This is a genomic window from Streptococcus infantis, assembly GCF_047463315.1.
Classification (GTDB): Bacteria; Bacillota; Bacilli; order Lactobacillales; family Streptococcaceae; genus Streptococcus; species Streptococcus infantis_AB.
The window spans coordinates 135478-156431 of record NZ_JASHEB010000001.1 but is presented as its reverse complement, the minus strand read 5'-3'; the positions used below and the strand labels follow the sequence as shown (position 1 = coordinate 156431).

The following is a 20954-nucleotide window of genomic DNA, read 5'->3' as shown; positions in this document are numbered from 1 at the left end:
ATTTTTAAAAGAAGGAAATGAATATAACATGATAGTATCGATTATTTCACAAGGATTTGTCTGGGCTATTCTAGGTTTGGGAATCTTTATGACTTTTAGAATCCTCAACTTTCCAGATATGACAACCGAGGGTTCCTTCCCGCTTGGAGGAGCGGTAGCAGTAACTCTAATTACACAAGGTGTCAATCCTTTTCTTGCTACCTTAGTAGCTGTTGGAGCAGGCTGTCTTGCAGGTTTAGCGACTGGTCTTCTTTACACGAAAGGAAAGATTCCAACACTCTTGTCTGGTATTTTGGTGATGACTTCTTGCCATTCTATCATGCTCATGATTATGGGACGGGCAAACCTTGGGCTCTTAGGAACTAAACAAATCCAGGACGTTCTTCCTTTCTCATCTGAGGTTAATCAATTATTTACAGGCTTGATTTTTGTGACTTTGGTCATTCTACTTATGCTTTTCTTCCTAGATACTAAATTGGGACAAGCTTATATCGCAACAGGAGATAATCCAGATATGGCTCGTAGTTTTGGTATCAATACTGGACGTATGGAGTTGATGGGCTTGGTTTTGTCAAATGGTGTGATCGCACTTGCTGGCGCTCTTATCGCTCAACAAGAAGGTTACGCAGATGTTTCTCGTGGTATCGGGGTTATCGTAGTTGGTCTTGCAAGCTTAATTATCGGTGAAGTACTCTTTAAGAGTCTTACATTAGCAGAACGTCTGATTACTATTGTTGTTGGTTCTATTAGTTACCAATTTTTGGTATGGGGAGTCATTGCTCTTGGCTTTAATACTAGCTACCTCCGTCTATACAGTGCCCTTATCCTAGCAACTTGTCTAGTTATTCCAACCCTTAAGGATAAATACTTGAAAGGAGTCAAGTTAAGCAAATGACAGCGATTGTAGAATTAAAAAATGCCACTAAAATTGTAAAAAATGGCTTTGACGAGGAAAAAATTATCCTAAACGATGTTTCTCTTGATATTTATGAACACGACTTCATCACAATCTTGGGTGGAAATGGTGCAGGAAAATCAACACTCTTTAATAGCATTGCAGGAACTTTGCCCCTGACTAGTGGGACTATTCGTATTATGGGTGAGGATGTGACTCATTTTAGCCCTGAAAAACGTGCCAAGTACCTTTCTCGTGTCTTTCAGGATCCTAAGATGGGAACTGCCCCTCGTATGACGGTTGCAGAAAATCTCTTGATTGCTAAGTTTCGTGGTGAAAAACGTGGACTTTTTCCGAGAAGACTCTCAGCTTACAAGGAAGAATTTCAAGCAACCATTGAGAAAGTCGGAAATGGTCTAGAAAAACACTTGGATACACCGATTGAATTTTTGTCAGGTGGACAAAGACAGGCCTTGAGCCTCTTGATGGCAACCTTGAAACGTCCTGAACTTCTTTTGTTGGATGAACATACGGCAGCCCTTGACCCTAAAACAAGTGTGGCCTTGATGAAATTGACAGATGACTTTGTCAGCAAGGACCAGTTGACTGCGCTTATGATCACCCATCATATGGAAGATGCTCTCAAGTATGGAAATCGTCTCATTGTTATGAAGGAAGGACGAATCATCCAAGATTTGAACAAGGATGAAAAAGCTAAAATGAAAATTTCAGATTACTATCAACTATTTGAGTAGATGATTTTAAAAAATTGATATAAAAACTTGGAAGTAGAATTTTTACTTCTAAGTTTTTTAGTGGAATTTAAACTATATTTATATTTCCTTTATTGCCAGTTTTACTTTATAATAGAATCAATCTAAGAATCTTAAACTTTGATAGAAGTAGGAGATAAAAACATGGCATACACACAAGAAGATTTTCAGGAATGGATTTTTCAGATTGGATTTAAGATGGACTATTTCACAAGGGAGTTTGCGGAGAAAGAAGGGCTAAATTTAGACTATAGTATGCAGTCTTTGGATGATTTGGAGGCTTGGATCTTGGCTCACTACGAAGACCACCATGCTTTGATAGCAGACCACAAGATGTTGGATTATTTGACCGTTTATATCGGTGGAACCTTTCGCAAACACCTAGGAGGAAAATGGTTTATTGACCTTAAAAATAAAAAGAACGCCTATTATTCTATGCCTGTCTTGACCGATCCATCATATAGAGGAGAAGTATACAAAGCACCATTGGCTTATGCAACAGCTTGTATCAGTAGAAAAGATGGTCAGTATATTAGCAGGATATTGAAAAATAATCTCGAAAATCAAGTGAAATAGTCTTTAATTTTTTCTATTTTTCTTTCAAATATTAGAATGGTTTGCTCAAAAGATTCACTTTTTCATGACAGCTGGAAACTTATGAAATAGTCTCATGTAAAGTGTATGAAATGGTTTACTTTTTTAGAAATAAGCTACTCTAGTTAGAGTAAACTGTGATAAAATGGAGGTATTGTCTATGGTTGACAAGAGACTCATCTTTTTTCATATAGTATAATCCATATAAGAATTAATTTTTAAATGGTGCAGGAGGTAGAACAATGGCATACACACAAGAAGATTTTCAGGAATGGATTTTTCAGATTGGATTTAAGATGGACTATTTCACAAGGGAGTTTGCGGAGAAAGAAGGGCTAAATTTAGACTATAGTATGCAGTCTTTGGATGATTTGGAGGCTTGGATCTTGGCTCACTACGAAGACCACCATGCTTTGATAGCAGACCACAAGATGTTGGATTATTTGACCGTTTATATCGGTGGAACCTTTCGCAAACACCTAGGAGGAAAATGGTTTATTGACCTTAAAAATAAAAAGAACGCCTATTATTCTATGCCTGTCTTGACCGATCCATCATATAGAGGAGAAGTTTATATAGCACCAATGACTTTTGCAACAGCTTGTATTAGTAGAAAAGATGGTCAGTATATTAGCAGGATATTAAAAAATAATCTCGAAGATCAAGTGAAATAGTCTTTAATTTTTTCTATTTTACTTTCAAATATAAGAATGGTTTGCTCAAAAGATTCATTTTTTCATGACATCTGGAAACTTATGAAATAGCCTCATGTAAAGTGTATGAAATGGTTTACTTTTTTTCAGAAATAAGCTATACTATATAAAGTAAACTGTGATAAAATGGAGGTATTGTCTATGGTTGACAAGAGAGTCATCGAAGAAATCAAAAACAATACCAACATTGTCGAAATCATAGGAGAAGTGATTTCTTTACAAAAATCTGGACGGAACTTTTTGGGGCTCTGTCCTTTTCATGGTGAAAAGACCCCTTCCTTTAACGTGGTCGAAGATAAGCAATTTTACCACTGTTTTGGTTGTGGTCGTTCTGGAGATGTCTTTAAGTTTATCGAAGAGTATCAACAAGTAACTTTTGCGGATGCGGTAAGGATGTTGGGCGAACGTCTCGGAATGCACCTTGAAGCTCCTGCACATAACCCTGTCCCACAAACGTCACCCCATCAAAATCTCTACGATATGCATGACAAGGCTGCACGCTTTTATCATGCAATCCTCATGACGACTAAAATGGGTGAGGAGGCGAGAAACTATCTCTATAAACGTGGCTTGACTGATGATGTCATTAAACACTTTATGATTGGTCTAGCTCCAGCAGAACGCTCTTATCTTTATCAGCGTTTAGCAGACGATTATAGTGAGAAGGACTTGCTGGATTCAGGTCTATTTTATCTATCTGAAAGTAACCAATTTTTTGATACTTTTCATAACCGGATTATATTTCCACTCTCAAACGACCAAGGAAAGGTAATTGCTTTCTCTGGACGGATTTGGCAAGAGACAGATTCTCAAACTGCCAAGTATAAAAATAGTCGAGCGACGGCGATTTTTAACAAGAGTTACGAATTATATCATTTGGATAGAGTAAAAAAAGGGTCTGGAAAAGCTCCTGAAATTTATCTGATGGAAGGCTTTATGGATGTTATTGCAGCCTACCGTGCTGGTATTGAAAATGCAGTAGCTTCCATGGGAACGGCCTTGACTGCTGAACACGTCGAACATCTCAAACGTTTTACAAAAAAAGTGATTATCACTTATGACGGTGATAAGGCAGGACAAGCTGCAACTGCTAAAGCTTTGGACGAGCTTAAAAATCTACCTGTACAAGTAGTCCAGATTCCTGATGCAATGGATCCTGATGAGTATTTACAAAAGAATTCTCCAGAGGATTTGGCTTATCTCTTATCCAATACTCGAATCAGTCCGATTGAGTTTTATATCCATCATTACAAACCTAGTAATAGTGAAAATCTCCAAGCACAGATTGAGTTCATTGAGAAAATTGCACCTCTTATCGTCAAAGAACCTTCTATCACAGCACAGAACACCTATATTCATTTGTTGACGGATCATTTACCATCTTTTGATTATCAACAAGTTGAGCACATTATCAACGAAAGTCGTGTCAGACAAAGACAAGAAAAAGTGAAGCAGGTTGTTAATCCGACACCAATTACTATGTCGGTTTCTAAACAATTGACGGCAGTCATGAGAGCTGAAGCACATATTCTTTATCGTATGATGGAGCACCCTCTTGTGTTGAATGATTATCGTTTGAGAGACGATTTTGTATTTGAAACTCCAGAGTTTCAAACCTTGTATGGACTCTTGATTGATAATGGATTGATTTCTTCAGAAGACTTGGCAAATCAGACTAGAGAAGTGGAAAATGCTTGGTACCAAGTGTTAGCCTTGGATCTACCTTCTGAAATGTCTCCAGAAGAACTAAAGGAAGTGGAAGAGTCTCGTAATCGTGCTCTTCTAAATCAACAAAACTTGCAAATTAAAAAGAAAGTTCAGGAAGCTAGTCATGTAGGCGACACAGATGCTGCTTTAGAAGAGCTTGAACGCTTAATTGCCCAAAAAAGAAGAATGGAGTAAGAATGGCAAAAAAACAAAAAGAAGTAACAACTTTTGATGTCCAAGTTGCAGAATTTATTCGTAACCATAAGAAAACTGGTACTGCGACAGATGATGAAATTAACAATGTCCTTGTAATTCCTTTTGCTCTTGATGTAGAAGGCATTGAGAACCTTTTGCAACGGATTCAAGATGCAGGTATTGCAATCACTGATAACGAAGGAAATCCGAGTGAACGTGTCTTAAGTACAGAGGAAGAACCAGAACTTAGCGATGAAGACTTAATTGGTTCAACATCTGCCAAAGTCAATGACCCTGTCCGCATGTACTTAAAGGAAATTGGTGTTGTACCTCTTCTTACTAACGAAGAAGAAAAAGAATTAGCTCTTGCTGTTGAAGCAGGAGATGTTGAAGCGAAACAACGTCTAGCAGAGGCTAACCTTCGTTTGGTAGTTTCTATCGCGAAACGCTATGTTGGACGAGGTATGCAATTTCTTGATTTGATCCAAGAAGGAAATATGGGATTGATGAAGGCAGTTGATAAGTTTGACTACTCTAAAGGATTCAAATTCTCAACTTATGCAACTTGGTGGATTCGTCAGGCCATTACGCGTGCCATTGCTGACCAAGCTCGTACCATCCGTATCCCAGTTCACATGGTAGAAACTATTAACAAGCTTGTTCGTGAGCAGCGTAACCTTCTTCAAGAGTTGGGACAAGATCCTACACCTGAGCAAATTGCTGAACGTATGGATATGACACCTGATAAGGTTCGTGAGATTTTAAAGATTGCGCAAGAACCAGTTTCTCTTGAAACACCAATTGGTGAAGAAGATGATAGCCACCTTGGTGACTTTATCGAAGATGAAGTGATTGAAAATCCAGTTGACTATACAACTCGTATCGTCTTGCGTGAGCAGTTGGATGAAGTTCTAGATACCTTGACTGATAGAGAAGAAAATGTCTTGCGTCTTCGTTTTGGACTCGATGATGGTAAAATGCGTACTCTAGAAGATGTAGGTAAAGTCTTCAACGTTACTCGTGAGCGTATTCGTCAGATTGAAGCAAAAGCTTTGAGAAAACTTCGCCAACCAAGTAGAAGCAAACCGCTTCGTGACTTTATCGAGGATTAAGATAGAGGAGACTGAATATGGCTTACACAGAAGAGCAAATTGAAAACATCAAAACTCGCATTTTGACGGCTTTAGAAGAGGTTATCGACCCAGAATTAGGAATTGATATCGTCAACCTAGGTCTGATTTATGAGATTCGATTTGATGGTGATACCGGTGATACTGAGATTGATATGACCTTAACGACTATGGGTTGTCCATTGGCAGACCTCTTGACCGATCAAATCTATGATGCAATGACTGATGTTCCAGAGGTTACCAACGTTGAAGTAAAATTAGTTTGGTATCCAGCTTGGACGGTTGAAAAAATGAGTCGCTATGCACGTATCGCTTTAGGTATTAAATAGAATGATAAAAAAGAGAAATAGTATAAGTGTTAGGAGATTCCCTAGCTTTTATGCTATCTCTCTTTTAATTTGCTGATTTTCTTTCAATAAAATGATATAATGGATAGTATGGAAAAAGAGAAATTACGCATCAATATGCTAAGTTCGAGTGAAAAGGTAGCAGGACAAGGTGTTTCTGGAGCTTACCGTGAACTTGTGCAACTTTTGAAACGTGATGCGAAAGACCAACTAATTGTAACGGAGAATCTTCCTGTAGAAGCTGATGTTACTCATTTTCATACAATCGACCTTCCTTATTATTTGTCAACATTCCAAAAGAAGCGTTCTGGTCGTAGAATTGGTTATGTCCACTTCTTACCTGATACGTTGGAGGGCAGTTTGAAGATTCCATTCTTTCTAAAAGGAATTGTGAAGCGCTACGTATTTTCTTTTTATGACCGTATGGAACATTTAGTTGTGGTTAATCCTACTTTTATCGAAGATTTGGTTGCAGCTGGTATTCCTCGTGAAAAGGTGACCTACATCCCTAACTTTGTTAACAAAGAAAAATGGCATTCACTTCCTGAAGAAGAAGTAAGGAAACTTCGAAGTGACATGGGATTGAACGAAAATCAATTTGTAGTAGTAGGGGCTGGGCAGGTTCAAAAGCGTAAAGGGATTGATGATTTCATTACACTTGCTGAGGAACTACCGGATATCACCTTTATTTGGGCTGGAGGCTTCTCTTTTGGTGGGATTACAGATGGTTATGAACGCTATAAAAAAATCATGGATAATCCTCCAGAGAATCTGATTTTCCCTGGAATTGTTGAGCCAGAACGGATGAGAGAGCTGTATGCTTTGGCAGATTTGTTCTTACTTCCTAGCTATAATGAGCTCTTTCCGATGACTATTCTAGAAGCTGCGAGTTGTGAAGCTCCCATTATGCTTCGGGACTTAGATCTTTATAAGGTGATTCTAGAAGGAAATTACAGACCAACCACCGATGTGGAAGAGATGAAAGAAGCCATTTTGGAATACAGAGCGCATCCAGAAGCACTAAAAGAATTAAAAGAGAGGGCTAAGGCTATTTCAAAAGAATACTCAGAAGAGCATCTTTTAGAAATCTGGCTAAAATTCTATCGGGAGCAAGCAGCTTTAGGAAAAAAATGAGGTAGTATATGCGAATTGGATTATTTACAGATACTTATTTCCCACAGGTCTCGGGTGTTGCGACCAGTATTCGAACCTTAAAAACTGAGCTTGAAAAGCAAGGGCATGCAGTCTTTATCTTTACGACAACTGATAAGGATGTTAATCGCTATGAAGACTGGCAAATTATCCGTATTCCTAGTGTTCCTTTCTTTGCTTTTAAAGACCGTCGTTTCGCTTACCGTGGATTTACGAAAGCTCTTGAGATTGCGAAACAATACAAACTCGATATTATTCATACCCAAACTGAGTTTTCTCTTGGTTTATTGGGAATTTGGATTGCTCGAGAACTGAAAATCCCAGTCATTCATACATATCATACCCAATATGAGGATTATGTCCACTATATTGCTAAGGGTATGTTGATTCGTCCAGGTATGGTCAAGTATCTTGTGAGAGGATTTCTTCATGACGTTGATGGAGTCATTTGTCCGAGTGAAATTGTGCGTGATTTGTTATCTGATTATAAGGTAAAGGTTGAAAAGCGTGTCATTCCTACAGGGATTGAACTTGCCAAGTTTGAACGGCCTGAGATTGGTCCTGAGCAAATCAGTGACCTCCGAGATAAACTTGGTATCAAGAAAAGTGAAAAGATGCTTCTAAGTCTTTCTCGTGTTTCGTACGAGAAGAATATTCAAGCAGTTCTTAAAGCTTTACCAGATGTCCTAAAAGAAGAACCAAATGTTAAACTGGTTGTAGCTGGAGATGGACCTTATTTAGACAACCTTAAGGAGCAAGCAGAAGATTTAAAAATTCAAGATTCTGTTATCTTTACAGGTATGATACCGCCAAATGAGACGGCACTCTATTATAAGACAGCTGATTTCTTCATATCGGCTTCTACAAGTGAAACTCAGGGATTGACTTATCTGGAAAGTTTAGCTAGTAAGACACCTGTTATTGCCCATGGTAATCCTTATTTGGATAATCTCATCAATGATAAAATGTTCGGAACCCTTTATTATGAGGAAAGGGACTTGGCAGGAGCGATTCTTGAGGCTTTACTTGCTACTCCACTGATGGATGAAAAACACTTGGCTGAAAAGTTATATGAAATTTCTGCTGAGAATTTTGGTAGAAGAGTCCATGAATTTTATCTAGACGTTATTATTTCAAATAATTTTGCCAAAGAAATAGGGGCTGACGAACCTGTTACAAAACGTATTTTAAAGACAGTCTTCTATATCCCGCAACAGGCTGTTACTATGCCAGTTAAAGGTTCGAAGCGTATGCTTAAGGCATCTAGAAAACAATTAAGAAATTTAAGAAAATATATAAATGATTAATCGAATCAAAGAAAGGAAATAAAAATATGAAAAAGAAATTTATGAGAAGTGGTAGAGATCAAAAAATCGGTGGTGTATGCGCTGGTTTAGCTAATTATTTTGATATCGACCCTACAATCGTACGTGTTATTTGGGGAGTTTTGGCTTTCTGTTATGGTGCTGGACTTATTGCTTATTTAATCTTGTGGGCAATCGCTCCTGTATCAGATGAATATTAAGAACAGAGTATTATAGTAAAGGAGAAAAAATGGCATTCGGTGATAATGGTAAACGTAAAAAAACATTCTTTGAAAAACTTACAATGTTTGTAGTATTAGTAATGTTATTTGTAACATTGGCAGGTATCTTTGCTACTGCCATTGGTGTATTTAGCAGATTCTAAAAAGTTAATCATTTTATTGTTTGGCAATAAGTTGGGTGACTGGGATTTCCCAGCCCTTTTTGAAGTGAGAAGAGAATATGAGTATGTTTTTAGATACAGCCAAGATCAAGGTCAAGGCTGGTAATGGTGGCGATGGCATGGTTGCTTTTCGTCGTGAAAAATACGTCCCTAATGGTGGACCATGGGGCGGTGATGGAGGACGTGGTGGTAACGTTGTTTTCGTTGTAGACGAAGGTTTACGTACCCTTATGGACTTCCGTTACAATCGTCATTTCAAAGCCCAATCTGGCGAGAAGGGAATGACCAAAGGGATGCACGGTAGAGGGGCAGAAGACTTAATTGTCCGTGTACCTCAAGGGACAACTGTGCGTGATGCCGAGACTGGAAAAGTCATCACCGATTTGATTGAGAATGGTCAAGAGTTTATTGTAGCTCATGGTGGACGTGGTGGACGTGGAAATATCCGTTTTGCAACACCAAAAAATCCTGCTCCAGAAATCTCAGAAAATGGAGAACCTGGTCAGGAGCGTGAATTACAGTTAGAACTTAAGATTCTTGCTGATGTTGGTTTGGTTGGTTTCCCATCTGTAGGTAAATCAACACTCCTTAGCGTGATTACCTCTGCTAAGCCAAAAATCGGTGCCTACCACTTTACGACAATTGTTCCAAATCTTGGTATGGTACGTACTCAATCAGGTGAGTCCTTTGCAGTGGCAGACCTTCCTGGACTGATTGAAGGTGCTAGTCAAGGTGTTGGTCTAGGTACTCAGTTCTTGCGTCATATCGAACGTACACGCGTTATCTTGCATATCATTGATATGTCAGCTAGTGAAGGACGTGATCCTTATGAGGACTATCTAGCAATCAATAAGGAACTTGAATCTTATAACCTTCGTCTGATGGAGCGTCCACAGATTATTGTTGCCAATAAGATGGATATGCCTGAGAGTCAGGAAAACCTTGAAGAGTTCAAGAAAAAATTGGCTGCTAATTATGATGAATTTGAAGAATTACCGCCAATCTTCCCAATTTCAGGTTTGACTAAGCAAGGTCTTGCACCTCTATTAGATGCAACGGCTGAGCTTCTTGATAAAACGCCAGAATTCCTTCTTTATGACGAATCAGAAATGGAAGAAGAAGCATATTATGGCTTTGATGAAGAAGAAAAACCATTTGAGATTGGTCGTGATGACGATGCAACTTGGGTTCTGTCAGGTGAAAAACTCATGAAACTCTTTAATATGACTAACTTTGACCGTGATGAGTCTGTCATGAAATTTGCGCGTCAGTTGCGTGGTATGGGAGTTGATGAAGCTCTTCGTGCTCGTGGTGCTAAGGACGGTGACCTTGTCCGTATTGGAAAATTTGAGTTTGAATTTGTAGACTAGGAGATAGCTATGGGTGATAAACCAATATCTTTCCGAGATGCTGATGGAAATTTTGTTTCTGCAGCAGACGTCTGGAATGAAAAGAAATTAGAAGAACTTTTTAATCGCCTCAATCCCAATCGTTCATTGAGACTTGCGAGAATGAAAAAACAAGCCGAAGAAAAAAAATAAGAATAAAAGAACCCGTGATATTTATTATCACGGGTTTTCTAATTAACTAACTACTTTTGATAGGGGATTTCGAGACTTGACTGAGCAAGATCCACAGTTAATTGATAATCTGTATTGTCACGTACCGTAATCTCAAAATCAGTAGTATAAAGAACGAGACGGACTGTATCGCCTTCTTTTAGTTTATAAATAGTTGGTTGGAGTTCAAATTGGAATTCCATCCATTCATCAGCCTTAACTTCTTCAATTTTCAATAAATCATGACGATTTTGGAGATTGAGGTAGCCTTTGGTGATAACACGCTGTGCATTTGGGCTAAATGGTAGTTCACAAAGGTTTTCCAGCATATGGTAACGACCATTATCAATAGTACGAGCAGCCAAGACTCCAGGATAAGGTTGAAGGTATTTCTTTTGACCAAGTTCAAGAAGTTGAGCAGAGAGAAGCCCTTTATTGGTACTTGACTTGAGACGAAGGTTTAGTTTAACACGACCATTGATATGAAGATCTTCAGTCACTGGAAAATCAATGGTAATCTGATTCACCTTACCTTGATACAATTCATTATTAAAGGTTTGGTAAGTCTTTCCAAATCGTTCGAAGTCAGAATCTTGGTAATGATTTTCAATGACAGCTTCTTCAGTACCTAAAGAGAAAGATTTATGTTCAGTTTGATTTCCAAAATCTTCAAGTGACAGCCAGGTTTGAGGAACAGTATTGTCTTGCCAAACGACTCTTGGAAGTTGGTAGTCAGTGTTTTGACCCAATAATTTCTGCGTCAAAAGAGCATTCATGGATTCACGGAAATCAATAGACTGCCAGTTGTTCATATAAACATGGGCGCCATTATGATAAAAAAGGTGTTTCTTAATATGACTTGGAAGAGCATTGAACATTTGATAGACATGAAGTGGTTTTACATTCCAGTCTTGTGAACCGTGAGTAAAGACAACTTCAGCCTTAACCTTTTTAGCATTAAGAAGGTAGTTTCTGTCATGCCAAAATTGGTTATAATCTCCAGTTTTACGGTCTAGATTTTTCTTGAGTTCTTCTATGGAAGCTTTATGAGCCTTGTTTCCGCGAATAAAGTCACCAGCTAAGAGATTACGAGAATAAGTTAATTCATCTAATGAATCGAAGTCCTCTCCAGGATAGCCGCCTGGGCTTGTCACAAGACCATTTTCACGGTAATAGTTGTACCATGATGAGATACCTGCTTCAGCAATAATGACTTCTAAACCATCAACTCCTGTAGTAGCAAGACCATTAGACATTGTTCCTAGATAAGAAAGTCCAGTAGTTGCCACTTTACCATTTGACCAATCAGCTTTTACTTGACGTTTACGACTATGATCCGTAAAGGCACGACAACGACCGTTAAGCCAATCGATAACATTTTTATAAGCTTCAACTTGACGGTAATCTCCATTGGTCATTAAACCTTGTGAATCTTTGGTACCAATACCTGATACGTAGATATTGGCAAATCCTCTTGGAAGGAAGTAGTCGTTAAGTGTGTAACTGCTATTGATATGAGTGAGTTTTTCTTCAGCTTCAGAAACAAGTTCAGCATCCCCAACAGGTTCAACCAAGTCCAGGGTTGGATTTTCTAACGTAATTTCATGTGGTTGTTTGACTTCTAGTTCGTCTTCCATCTTATAGAGAGCCTTATCGCTTGCTTTGTCATTGGTTCCTTGATGGTATGGACTTGCTGTCATGACAGCTGGAATCTTTCCATTGTATGCTGGACGAATGATAGTTACCTTGATGAGGTCAGGTAGACCATCTTTATCAGAATCAACACGAGTCTCTACATAAATTACTTCACGAATGACATTGTTAGTATTGAAGGTTGCCAAACTCTTGCCATTGAAGTAGTGATAGTTATTATCCTCAGGAATAAGACCATCACTAACTAACTGATCGATAAGGGTGTTCCCTTTTTTAGTGCGTGTATTTAAAAGCTGGTAGAAATTGTCGATTAAATCTCCGTAAACGATCGGAAACGCTGTTTCTTTGTGAAAAGCAAGAGCATCATCAAAGTCTACTAAGTAACTGAATCCAAGTAGTTGAAAGGCAACAGTGTAGAAAATTTCTGCTGTCAATTCACGGTCCGAATTGAAGAAAGTGAGTAAATCTGTTTCTTTATCAACTGCTAAAGTAGTGAGGGGATAATCCGTATTTTTATAATTGAAAAAACAAGTTCTAACAAAAGCTTCAAACTGTTCTTTATGTGAAGTTGAAAGATCAAGCTTGAATCCAAGCTCAGATAATTCCTGTAAAGCTTGTTGGTTTGTAACGGGATAATAACTAAATTGATTAAAACGCATAGATATCTCCTTTAAAGATTCATTCAAAAGTCATTATATCAAAAAATCATAGAAAATAACAGAAAGAGTAGAGATATGACTTATAGTCAGGTATGATAAGAGAGTAGATAACAAAATAAGGACAATTTTCATTTTTTGAGTATCGTATAAGGATATGCTATACTAGTTATATGTTAGATTTGGAGAAATATGGCGTGTCCATGTGGGAAGAGGAGAAAATTCTCTCTTTCCGTCAAAAACTTTTAGCCTGGTATGATGAAAATAAGCGTGATTTACCTTGGAGAAGAAGTAAAAATCCATACCATATCTGGGTGTCTGAAATCATGTTACAGCAAACCAGAGTTGATACAGTTATTCCCTATTATGAACGTTTTTTAGAAAGCTTTCCAACTGTAGAAAGTTTGGCAAATGCACCTGAAGAACGCTTATTAAAGGCTTGGGAAGGTCTTGGATATTATTCCCGTGTTCGTAATATGCAAACTGCAGCTCAGCAGATTATGAATGAATTTAATGGAGAATTTCCTTCAACTTACGAAGGTATTTCAAGCTTGAAGGGGATAGGTCCTTATACAGCCGGAGCTATTTCAAGTATTACCTTTAATCTAGCACAACCAGCAGTTGATGGGAATGTCATGCGTGTTTTGGCTCGTTTATTTGAAGTCAATCACGACATTGGTAATTCAAGTAATCGCAAGATATTTCAAGCCATAATGGAAAATTTGATTGATCCAGAACGTCCAGGTGATTTCAATCAAGCCTTGATGGATTTGGGTTCAGATATTGAGGCACCCGTTAATCCGAGGCCAGAAGATAGTCCAGTTAAAGATTTTAGTGCTGCCTATCAAAATGGAACAATGGATCGCTATCCCATTAAAGCGCCAAAGAAAAAGCCAGTTCCCGTCTATCTTAATGCTTTAGTTGTTCAAAATGCTAAAGGACAGTTTTTACTAGAAAAGAATGAAAGTGAAAAGTTACTTGCTGGATTTTGGCATTTTCCCTTGATTGAGGTAGATGAATTTTCTAAGAATGAAGAACTAAATCTCTTTAATCAGGTAGCTGAATCATCTGTTCAACTTGGGCCATCACCGCAAGACAGTTTTGAGCAGGATTATGATTTAGAAGTTGAGTGGCAGGATACTCATTTTGAAGAAGTGAAACATGTCTTTAGTCATCGAAAGTGGCATGTACGAATTCTATCGGGGCAGGTAGTTGATAGTAAAGAGTATAGCGACAAAGAAGTTGTTTGGTTAACTCCTGAAGAGTTTGACCTCTATCCACTAGCAAAACCTCAGCAAAAAATTTGGCAAGAGTATTCAAAAAGATGCTGACAACACTAGTCTTTCGTGTCTTCTTTGCATTTTTTTGGTATAATTGATACAAGGAAAAAGGTGACTATATGAAAAAAATATTGATTGTAGATGATGAAAAACCAATCTCAGATATTATTAAGTTTAATATGACCAAGGAAGGTTATGAGGTTGTTACAGCCTTTAATGGACGCGAAGCCATCGAATTGTTTGAAGCTGAAAAACCTGATATTATTATTTTGGACTTGATGCTTCCAGAAATTGATGGTCTTGAAGTGGCTAAAACAATTCGCAAGACAAGTAGTGTTCCAATTATCATGCTTTCAGCAAAAGATAGTGAGTTTGATAAGGTTATTGGTCTTGAGCTTGGGGCGGATGATTATGTGACTAAGCCATTTTCAAATCGTGAGCTACAAGCGCGTGTTAAGGCTCTTCTTCGTCGTACTGATTTAATAGCAGTGGAGAACCAAGAAGAAGATACAAAGTTACAAAGTCTTCAAATTGGAGATTTAGAGATTCTTCCAGATGCTTATGTAGCCAAAAAATATGGAGAAGAATTGGACTTAACTCACAGAGAGTTTGAGTTGTTGCATCACTTAGCTTCTCATCTTGGTCAAGTTATTACCCGTGAACATCTCCTTGAGACTGTTTGGGGTTATGATTATTTTGGTGATGTTCGTACTGTCGATGTTACCATTAGACGTCTACGTGAGAAGATTGAAGACACACCAAGTAGACCTGAATATATCTTAACTCGTCGTGGTGTGGGTTATTATATGAGAAATAATGATTGAAGTAATTAGACAAACAATTTTAACCAGAGATTTCGTCTTTGTACTCATATTACTTGGTTTTATCATGCTTGTTAGCTTTCTCTTGCTTGAAGGCCGTAGAGATAATATTCGGCTCAAACAGTTAAATCAAAAGATTAAAGATTTAATTGCTGGTGATTATTCTCAGGTATTAGATATGCAGGGGAATACTGAAATCACTAACATTACGAATAACTTAAATGATTTGTCTGAAGTTATTCGTCTAACTCAAGAAAACCTTGAGCAGGAAAGTAAAAGATTGCATAGTATCCTATCATACATGACTGATGGGGTTCTTGCAACCAATCGTCGTGGTCAAATCACTATGATTAACGATATGGCTAAAAGACAACTTGGAGTTGAAAGTGATGACGCGCTCAATCAAAACATTTTAGAGTTGCTCAAGATTGAAGATGAGTACGAGCTTAGAGACTTAATTACGCAAAGTCCTGAAATGATGATTTATTCCCAAAATGTAAATGGGGAGTATATTAGTTTGCGTGTGCGTTTTGCCTTGATTCGTAGAGAATCCGGCTTTATCTCCGGTTTGGTAGCAGTTCTACATGATACGACTGAACAAGAGAAGGAAGAACGCGAGAGAAGACTATTCGTTTCAAACGTTAGTCATGAATTGCGAACTCCATTGACCAGTGTCAAATCTTACCTAGAGGCCTTGGATGAGGGTGCATTATATGAACCTGTTGCTCCTGATTTTATCAAAGTATCTCTAAATGAGACCAACCGTATGATGCGAATGGTAACGGACCTCTTGCATCTTTCGCGTATTGATAATGCAAGTGGCCATTTAGATGTTGAATTGATTAACTTTACAGCTTTCATTACGTTTATCCTAAACCGTTTCGATAAGATGCGATCCCAGGATCAAGAAAAGAAATATGAGTTGGTTCGAGATTATCCGATTACATCGGTCTGGATTGAAATTGATACAGACAAGATGACTCAGGTAATCGATAATATTCTTAACAATGCCATCAAGTATTCGCCTGATGGTGGGAAAATTACGGTTAGCATGAAAACCACTGATGATCAGATGATTTTATCTATTTCGGATCAAGGACTTGGAATTCCTAAAGAAGATTTACCGAAGATTTTTGACCGTTTCTACAGGGTTGATAAGGCTAGAAGTCGTGCCCAAGGTGGGACTGGTTTAGGTCTTGCGATAGCAAAAGAAATCATCAAGCAACACAATGGATTTATCTGGGCCAAGAGTGAATATGGCAAGGGTTCTACCTTTACCATTGTTCTTCCTTATGATAATGATGCTGTAAAAGAAGAAGTATGGGAGGATGAAGTAGAAGACTAGAATGAGTGAAACAGGCTTTAAATATAGTATTTTAGCATCGGGTTCTAGTGGAAATTCCTTTTATCTAGAAACCCCTAAGAAAAAGATTTTAGTAGACGCAGGATTATCTGGCAAAAAAATTACAAGCTTATTGGGGGAAATTAACCGTAAGCCAGAAGATTTGGATGCTATTTTGATTACGCATGAGCATGCTGACCATATACATGGTGTTGGAGTATTAGCGCGTAAATACGGCATGGATCTTTACGCCAATGATAAAACCTGGCAAGCTATGGAAAATAGTAAGTATCTAGGTAAAGTTGACTCTTCACAAAAGCATATCTTTGAAATGGGGAAAACTAAAACATTTGGAGATATCGACATTGAGAGTTTTGGCGTTAGTCACGATGCAGCAGCTCCGCAGTTTTATCGCTTTATGAAGGACGATAAAAGTTTTGTCATGCTGACAGATACGGGTTATGTCAGTGATCGTATGGCTGGCATTGTCGAGAATGCAGATGGCTATCTGATTGAGTCAAATCATGATGTTGAAATCCTGCGAGCTGGATCTTACGCATGGCGACTCAAACAACGGATTCTGTCCGATCTTGGCCATCTCTCAAATGAGGATGGAGCAGATGCCATGATTCGCACACTTGGGAATCGTACCAAAAAGATTTACCTAGGACATTTGTCTAAAGAAAATAATATCAAAGAGTTGGCTCATATGACTATGGTTAATCAGCTTGCCCAAGCAGACTTGGGAGTGGGAGTTGATTTTCAAGTTTACGATACGTCTCCAGACACTGCAACTCCACTAACTGATATATAAAAAAAAGAAGGCCTCACCTTCTTTTTTTATGCTTTTTACAAACCAGCAAAATCTTTGATTTCTTGTGCTGTCATAGAAGAGTCACAACGAACCTTGATTTCTCCATTTTCAACATGAACAAAACCTGGTACAGTTGGGATTTCGTAACGTGATCGGAAGTCTTGCAATGCATCTAGTTGACTTGGTTCTTCACTATTGATGAAATAGATGAGTGCTTTGGTTTCAGCTACCACACCAGCCAAAGTGCCAGCAAATTTACGGCAGTAAGGGCAAGTCTTGCGTCCAATAAAGAAGGTTGCTGTTTCTTTTTTATCAAGAGCTTCTTGGGCACGCGCAACAGTTGTAACTTCAAGATCTTTAATGTTTTCTAAAAATTGTTCCATGAGTTTTCCTCGCTTTCTTTTAAATCTAGTATGCCATAAAGTCTTTAAAAATGCTTAGATTTGATACGGAAAAAAGATGAGATTGATTTGTCTCATCTTTTATAGGGCTTTATTTTACAAAGGCATTGATTTCAGCTTCGATGTTAGTAATCTTAGCTTGTGATTCTTCGTTAGTTTCACTTACAACTGCAATGTAGAACTTGATTTTTGGTTCTGTACCAGAAGGACGAACTGCAATCCATGAACCATCTGCAAGTGTGTATTTCAATACATCACTTGGAGGAGTAGTCAAAGCAGTAACAGTGCCATCTGTAGCAGTAGATGTTTGTGCTTTGAAATCTTCAATAACTGAGATAGCTGTTCCGTTCCACTCTTTTGGTGCGTTGTTGCGGAATTTAGCCATAATAGCTTTAATTTGTTCAGCTCCGTCAACACCTGAAAGAGTTACAGAAATAGTCTTTTCAGCATAGTAGCCGTATTCTTTATAGATTTCTTCAATACCATCTGCAAGAGTCAAACCACGAGAACGGTAGTAGGCAGCAAGCTCAGCAACGACAAGAACGGCTTGGATAGCATCTTTATCACGCACAAATGGTTTAATCAAGTAACCGAAGCTTTCTTCAAATCCCATCATGTAAGTGTGATTGTGTTTTTCTTCGAATTCTTGGATTTTTTCAGCGATAAATTTGAAACCAGTTAAAACATTAAACATGATTGCGCCGTAGCTTTCAGTAATCTTAGTAACCAAGTCAGTTGAAACGATAGACTTGCAGAGAGCTGCGTTTTCTGGAAGAGTTCCAGCATTCTTGTGGGCTTCCAAGATGTACTTAGCCATGATAGCACCGATTTGGTTACCTGAAAGGTTGAGGTAGCTACCATCTTTTTGAAGAACTTCAACACCAACACGGTCAGCATCAGGGTCAGTCGCAACAAGAACATCTGCCCCAACTTGGCGTCCAAGTTCTTCAGCAAGAGCAAAGGCTGCTTGATTTTCTGGGTTTGGAGATTTCACAGTAGAGAAGTCTGGATCTGGTGTTGCTTGAGCTTCAACGACTTGAACTGAATCAAATCCTGCTTGCGCAAGAGCACGGCGAGCCAACATTTCACCAGTACCATGAAGTGGAGTATAGACAATCTTCATGTCTTTACCGAATTCCTCAATCAAGGCTGGGTTGATGTTTACATCTTTAACTTCTTTGAGGTATTCTGCATCGACTGCTTCACCAATAACTTCGATTAAACCTGAAGCTTTTTCAGCTTCCACATCAGCAACTTCAACTGCAAATGGATTTTCAATAGCACGAATATAAGTTGTCAAAGCGTCCGCATCGTGTGGGGGCATTTGACCACCATCTTCACCGTAAACTTTGTATCCGTTAAACGGAGCTGGGTTGTGGCTAGCTGTAATCATGATACCCGCAAAGCAGTTGAGGTGACGTACAGCGAATGAAAGCTCTGGAGTTGGACGGAGACTTTCAAAAACATACGATTTAATACCGTGTTTTGCAAGAACTGCTGCTGATTCAAAGGCAAATTCTGGAGAGAAGTGACGACTATCATAAGCGATGGCAACACCACGTTCTTTTTCGTTTCCACCTTTTGATTCGATCAAACGAGCCAAACCTTCAGTTGCTTGGCGAACAACGTAGATATTAATGCGGTTTGTACCAGCACCAATCAAACCACGCATACCAGCAGTACCGAATTCAAGGTTTGTGTAAAAGGCATCTTCCTTAGTTTTTTCATCCATATTTTCCAAATCTTGACGAAGATAGTCTGGAAGATCTGCAAAATCAACCCATTTTTGGTAGTTTTCTTGGAAAGTCATAAGATTTCTCCTTTAATATATAATCTAATCGCCTTCATTATACCACGATTTAAAGTTTTAGTAAAACGTTAGCGTGGCTCAGTTCTTTGAATTTAAGTTTCATTTTAATCATAGAATGAGTAGATATTGATTATATTTAAAAATTTACAATATTTTTAAACGATTTCCTGTTTCTTTTTTGAAAATTTTTGACTGTATCGTACAATATAATAAATAAAAAAAGGAGATTTTCTATTATGAAAAAAGTTCTTAAGCACTCTGCTTTAGTTTTAACTGCTTTAGCATTGGTAGCTTGTGGGAATAGAAAAAAGTAAGCGATAATGGTACTGCATCTAATTCAAATTTTGAAGTTTCTGTTAAAGATGGCATGTATGTTCTTCCTAAAGATGAAGATTCAAATGCACAATATCTTGCTCTTCAAGTTGAGATTAAAAATAGTCGTGATTAACAGTTTAGCTTTACTAGCCAAGATATTGCACTTTATAACGAAAAAGTTGAACCGATTCAAATTTATGAGGCAGACAGTAAAACTAAATTTATGTCATACGGAGATACCCTCTCTAAAGGTAAGAGTGTTGTTGGTTATATAGTTTATGAAGTTGATAAAGATTCTAAATATGAACTTCACTTTGCACCGAGCTTTTACGATGATGTAAAAGAAAATAAAAAAGGTAAAAATGACGTAGCGATCAAGGTTGACCCAAGCCAATACGCAGACAATATTGATGAAGCCAAAGAAGCTATGAAAAAATATGTTGATGCTGTTTACCAAGATGGTGAAAACACTGGTGGTGCATCAAACGTAAGCTTTACTAATGATAAAACTCAAATAGTTGCACTTGAAGATAAAAAGTCAGATGATAAAAAATCTCCAAGCTCTTCTGAACTTATTACAAACGATGTGAAGGCTGACAGAGAAGAATTTATCAAGAAATTCATCGAGTCATTCGGTAAAGGATTCTACAACTACAAACCTTCTGATTCTGAACTTCGTACATTTGCAGAAGCATATATCAAAGCAAATGCAAAACGAGCAAAAGTTGATTATAAAGTAAAAACTTATTTACCAGACTATGCGGTTATCTATGTAAGACCTGAAATAATCGACTTGGATAACTTGAATGTTCATGAATTGAGCCGTAAATTCTATGACGAAAACAAAGGTAAATACAGCAACTACTCAGAAGCTATGAAAGCTGGTAAGAAGTACATTTTAGAAAACGCACCAAGTCAATTTGATTCAACTCCTCTTGATACTAGCGATAATATGCAAAAAGAAGGGTACGAAATCAAGATGACTAAGAAAGACGGTAAATGGACAATCGACACATCTTCTAAGAACTATAACTTAAAAGATATGGCACGTACATTCCGTGGTGCTATCGGTTATTAATATCTAAAAGTT

The 20954-nt window shown here is 38.0% G+C and carries 20 protein-coding genes and 1 pseudogene; 18 read left to right on the top strand and 3 right to left on the bottom strand.

Annotated elements, in window-relative coordinates; translation table 11 throughout:
* Positions 1-28 precede the first annotated feature (28 nt).
* The 13 genes from QM857_RS00840 (at position 29) to QM857_RS00780 (ending at position 10754) form a co-directional block, all read left to right on the top strand.
* The gene (locus QM857_RS00840; protein WP_195184165.1) at positions 29-895 is read left to right on the top strand and encodes an ABC transporter permease; all 867 of its coding nucleotides are present in this window, start codon (positions 29-31) and stop codon (positions 893-895) included.
* The gene (locus QM857_RS00835) at positions 892-1650 is read left to right on the top strand and encodes an ABC transporter ATP-binding protein (protein ID WP_414274743.1); all 759 of its coding nucleotides are present in this window, start codon (positions 892-894) and stop codon (positions 1648-1650) included. The genes QM857_RS00840 and QM857_RS00835 overlap by 4 nt, the downstream gene beginning before the upstream one ends.
* Positions 1651-1812: 162 nt before the next feature.
* Positions 1813-2244, top strand: a complete 432-nt coding sequence (locus QM857_RS00830) for a hypothetical protein (protein ID WP_414274742.1) — start codon at positions 1813-1815, stop codon at positions 2242-2244.
* A 260-nt stretch (positions 2245-2504) separates the two neighbouring features.
* Complete coding sequence (locus tag QM857_RS00825; protein ID WP_414274741.1) at positions 2505-2936, top strand: hypothetical protein; 432 nt, start codon at positions 2505-2507, stop codon at positions 2934-2936.
* Positions 2937-3116: 180 nt separating this feature from the next.
* Positions 3117-4877, top strand: coding sequence for a DNA primase (gene dnaG, locus QM857_RS00820; protein ID WP_414274740.1), 1761 nt, complete (start codon positions 3117-3119; stop codon positions 4875-4877).
* 2 nt (positions 4878-4879) lie between these two features.
* A complete protein-coding gene (gene rpoD / locus QM857_RS00815; protein ID WP_004252673.1) occupies positions 4880-5989 on the top strand; it encodes an RNA polymerase sigma factor RpoD in 1110 nt (369 codons plus the stop codon).
* A gap of 17 nt (positions 5990-6006) precedes the next feature.
* Positions 6007-6336: a metal-sulfur cluster assembly factor gene (locus QM857_RS00810; RefSeq protein ID WP_006145447.1), complete on the top strand. Its 330-nt coding sequence runs from the start codon at positions 6007-6009 to the stop codon at positions 6334-6336.
* A gap of 99 nt (positions 6337-6435) precedes the next feature.
* On the top strand, positions 6436-7488 hold the full coding sequence (locus QM857_RS00805) for a glycosyltransferase family 4 protein (protein WP_254730229.1): 1053 nt from the start codon (positions 6436-6438) through the stop codon (positions 7486-7488).
* Between the two features lie 8 nt (positions 7489-7496).
* A complete protein-coding gene (locus QM857_RS00800; RefSeq protein ID WP_263393684.1) occupies positions 7497-8813 on the top strand; it encodes a glycosyltransferase family 4 protein in 1317 nt (438 codons plus the stop codon).
* Positions 8814-8839: 26 nt separating this feature from the next.
* The gene (locus QM857_RS00795; RefSeq protein ID WP_052689745.1) at positions 8840-9031 is read left to right on the top strand and encodes a PspC domain-containing protein; all 192 of its coding nucleotides are present in this window, start codon (positions 8840-8842) and stop codon (positions 9029-9031) included.
* Positions 9032-9060: 29 nt separating this feature from the next.
* Positions 9061-9195 carry a DUF4044 domain-containing protein gene (locus QM857_RS00790; RefSeq protein ID WP_045615867.1) on the top strand — a complete coding sequence of 45 codons (135 nt, stop codon included), beginning with the start codon at positions 9061-9063 and terminating at the stop codon, positions 9193-9195.
* Positions 9196-9272: 77 nt separating this feature from the next.
* A complete protein-coding gene (gene obgE, locus QM857_RS00785; protein WP_414274739.1) occupies positions 9273-10583 on the top strand; it encodes a GTPase ObgE in 1311 nt (436 codons plus the stop codon).
* Positions 10584-10592: 9 nt separating this feature from the next.
* The gene (locus QM857_RS00780) at positions 10593-10754 is read left to right on the top strand and encodes a hypothetical protein (RefSeq protein ID WP_006148428.1); all 162 of its coding nucleotides are present in this window, start codon (positions 10593-10595) and stop codon (positions 10752-10754) included.
* A gap of 50 nt (positions 10755-10804) precedes the next feature.
* On the opposite strand, the gene QM857_RS00775 is transcribed toward QM857_RS00780, so the two are convergent.
* The gene (locus QM857_RS00775) at positions 10805-13084 is read right to left on the bottom strand and encodes a Xaa-Pro dipeptidyl-peptidase (protein WP_414274738.1); all 2280 of its coding nucleotides are present in this window, start codon (positions 13082-13084) and stop codon (positions 10805-10807) included.
* Positions 13085-13254: 170 nt separating this feature from the next.
* Between QM857_RS00775 and mutY the strand changes: the two genes are divergently transcribed.
* The 4 genes from mutY (at position 13255) to QM857_RS00755 (ending at position 17338) form a co-directional block, all read left to right on the top strand.
* The gene (gene mutY / locus QM857_RS00770) at positions 13255-14412 is read left to right on the top strand and encodes an A/G-specific adenine glycosylase (RefSeq protein ID WP_414274737.1); all 1158 of its coding nucleotides are present in this window, start codon (positions 13255-13257) and stop codon (positions 14410-14412) included.
* A gap of 68 nt (positions 14413-14480) precedes the next feature.
* Entirely contained in the window at positions 14481-15185 is a 705-nt protein-coding gene (yycF, locus tag QM857_RS00765) for a response regulator YycF (protein ID WP_235084093.1), read from the top strand.
* A complete protein-coding gene (vicK, locus tag QM857_RS00760; protein WP_195184288.1) occupies positions 15178-16527 on the top strand; it encodes a cell wall metabolism sensor histidine kinase VicK in 1350 nt (449 codons plus the stop codon). Before yycF ends, vicK begins: the two co-directional genes overlap by 8 nt.
* Before the next feature lies 1 nt (position 16528).
* Positions 16529-17338: an MBL fold metallo-hydrolase gene (locus tag QM857_RS00755; protein ID WP_414274736.1), complete on the top strand. Its 810-nt coding sequence runs from the start codon at positions 16529-16531 to the stop codon at positions 17336-17338.
* A 35-nt stretch (positions 17339-17373) separates the two neighbouring features.
* Here the strand turns inward: QM857_RS00755 and QM857_RS00750 are convergent, their stop codons facing one another.
* Both QM857_RS00750 and QM857_RS00745 read right to left on the bottom strand, forming a co-directional pair.
* The gene (locus QM857_RS00750; protein WP_414274735.1) at positions 17374-17721 is read right to left on the bottom strand and encodes a thioredoxin; all 348 of its coding nucleotides are present in this window, start codon (positions 17719-17721) and stop codon (positions 17374-17376) included.
* A gap of 109 nt (positions 17722-17830) precedes the next feature.
* Positions 17831-19549 carry a phospho-sugar mutase gene (locus tag QM857_RS00745; protein ID WP_414274734.1) on the bottom strand — a complete coding sequence of 573 codons (1719 nt, stop codon included), beginning with the start codon at positions 19547-19549 and terminating at the stop codon, positions 17831-17833.
* Between the two features lie 236 nt (positions 19550-19785).
* Between QM857_RS00745 and QM857_RS00740 the strand changes: the two are divergent.
* A pseudogene (locus tag QM857_RS00740) lies at positions 19786-20942 on the top strand (DUF5105 domain-containing protein).
* The last annotated feature ends 12 nt before the right edge of the window (positions 20943-20954 follow it).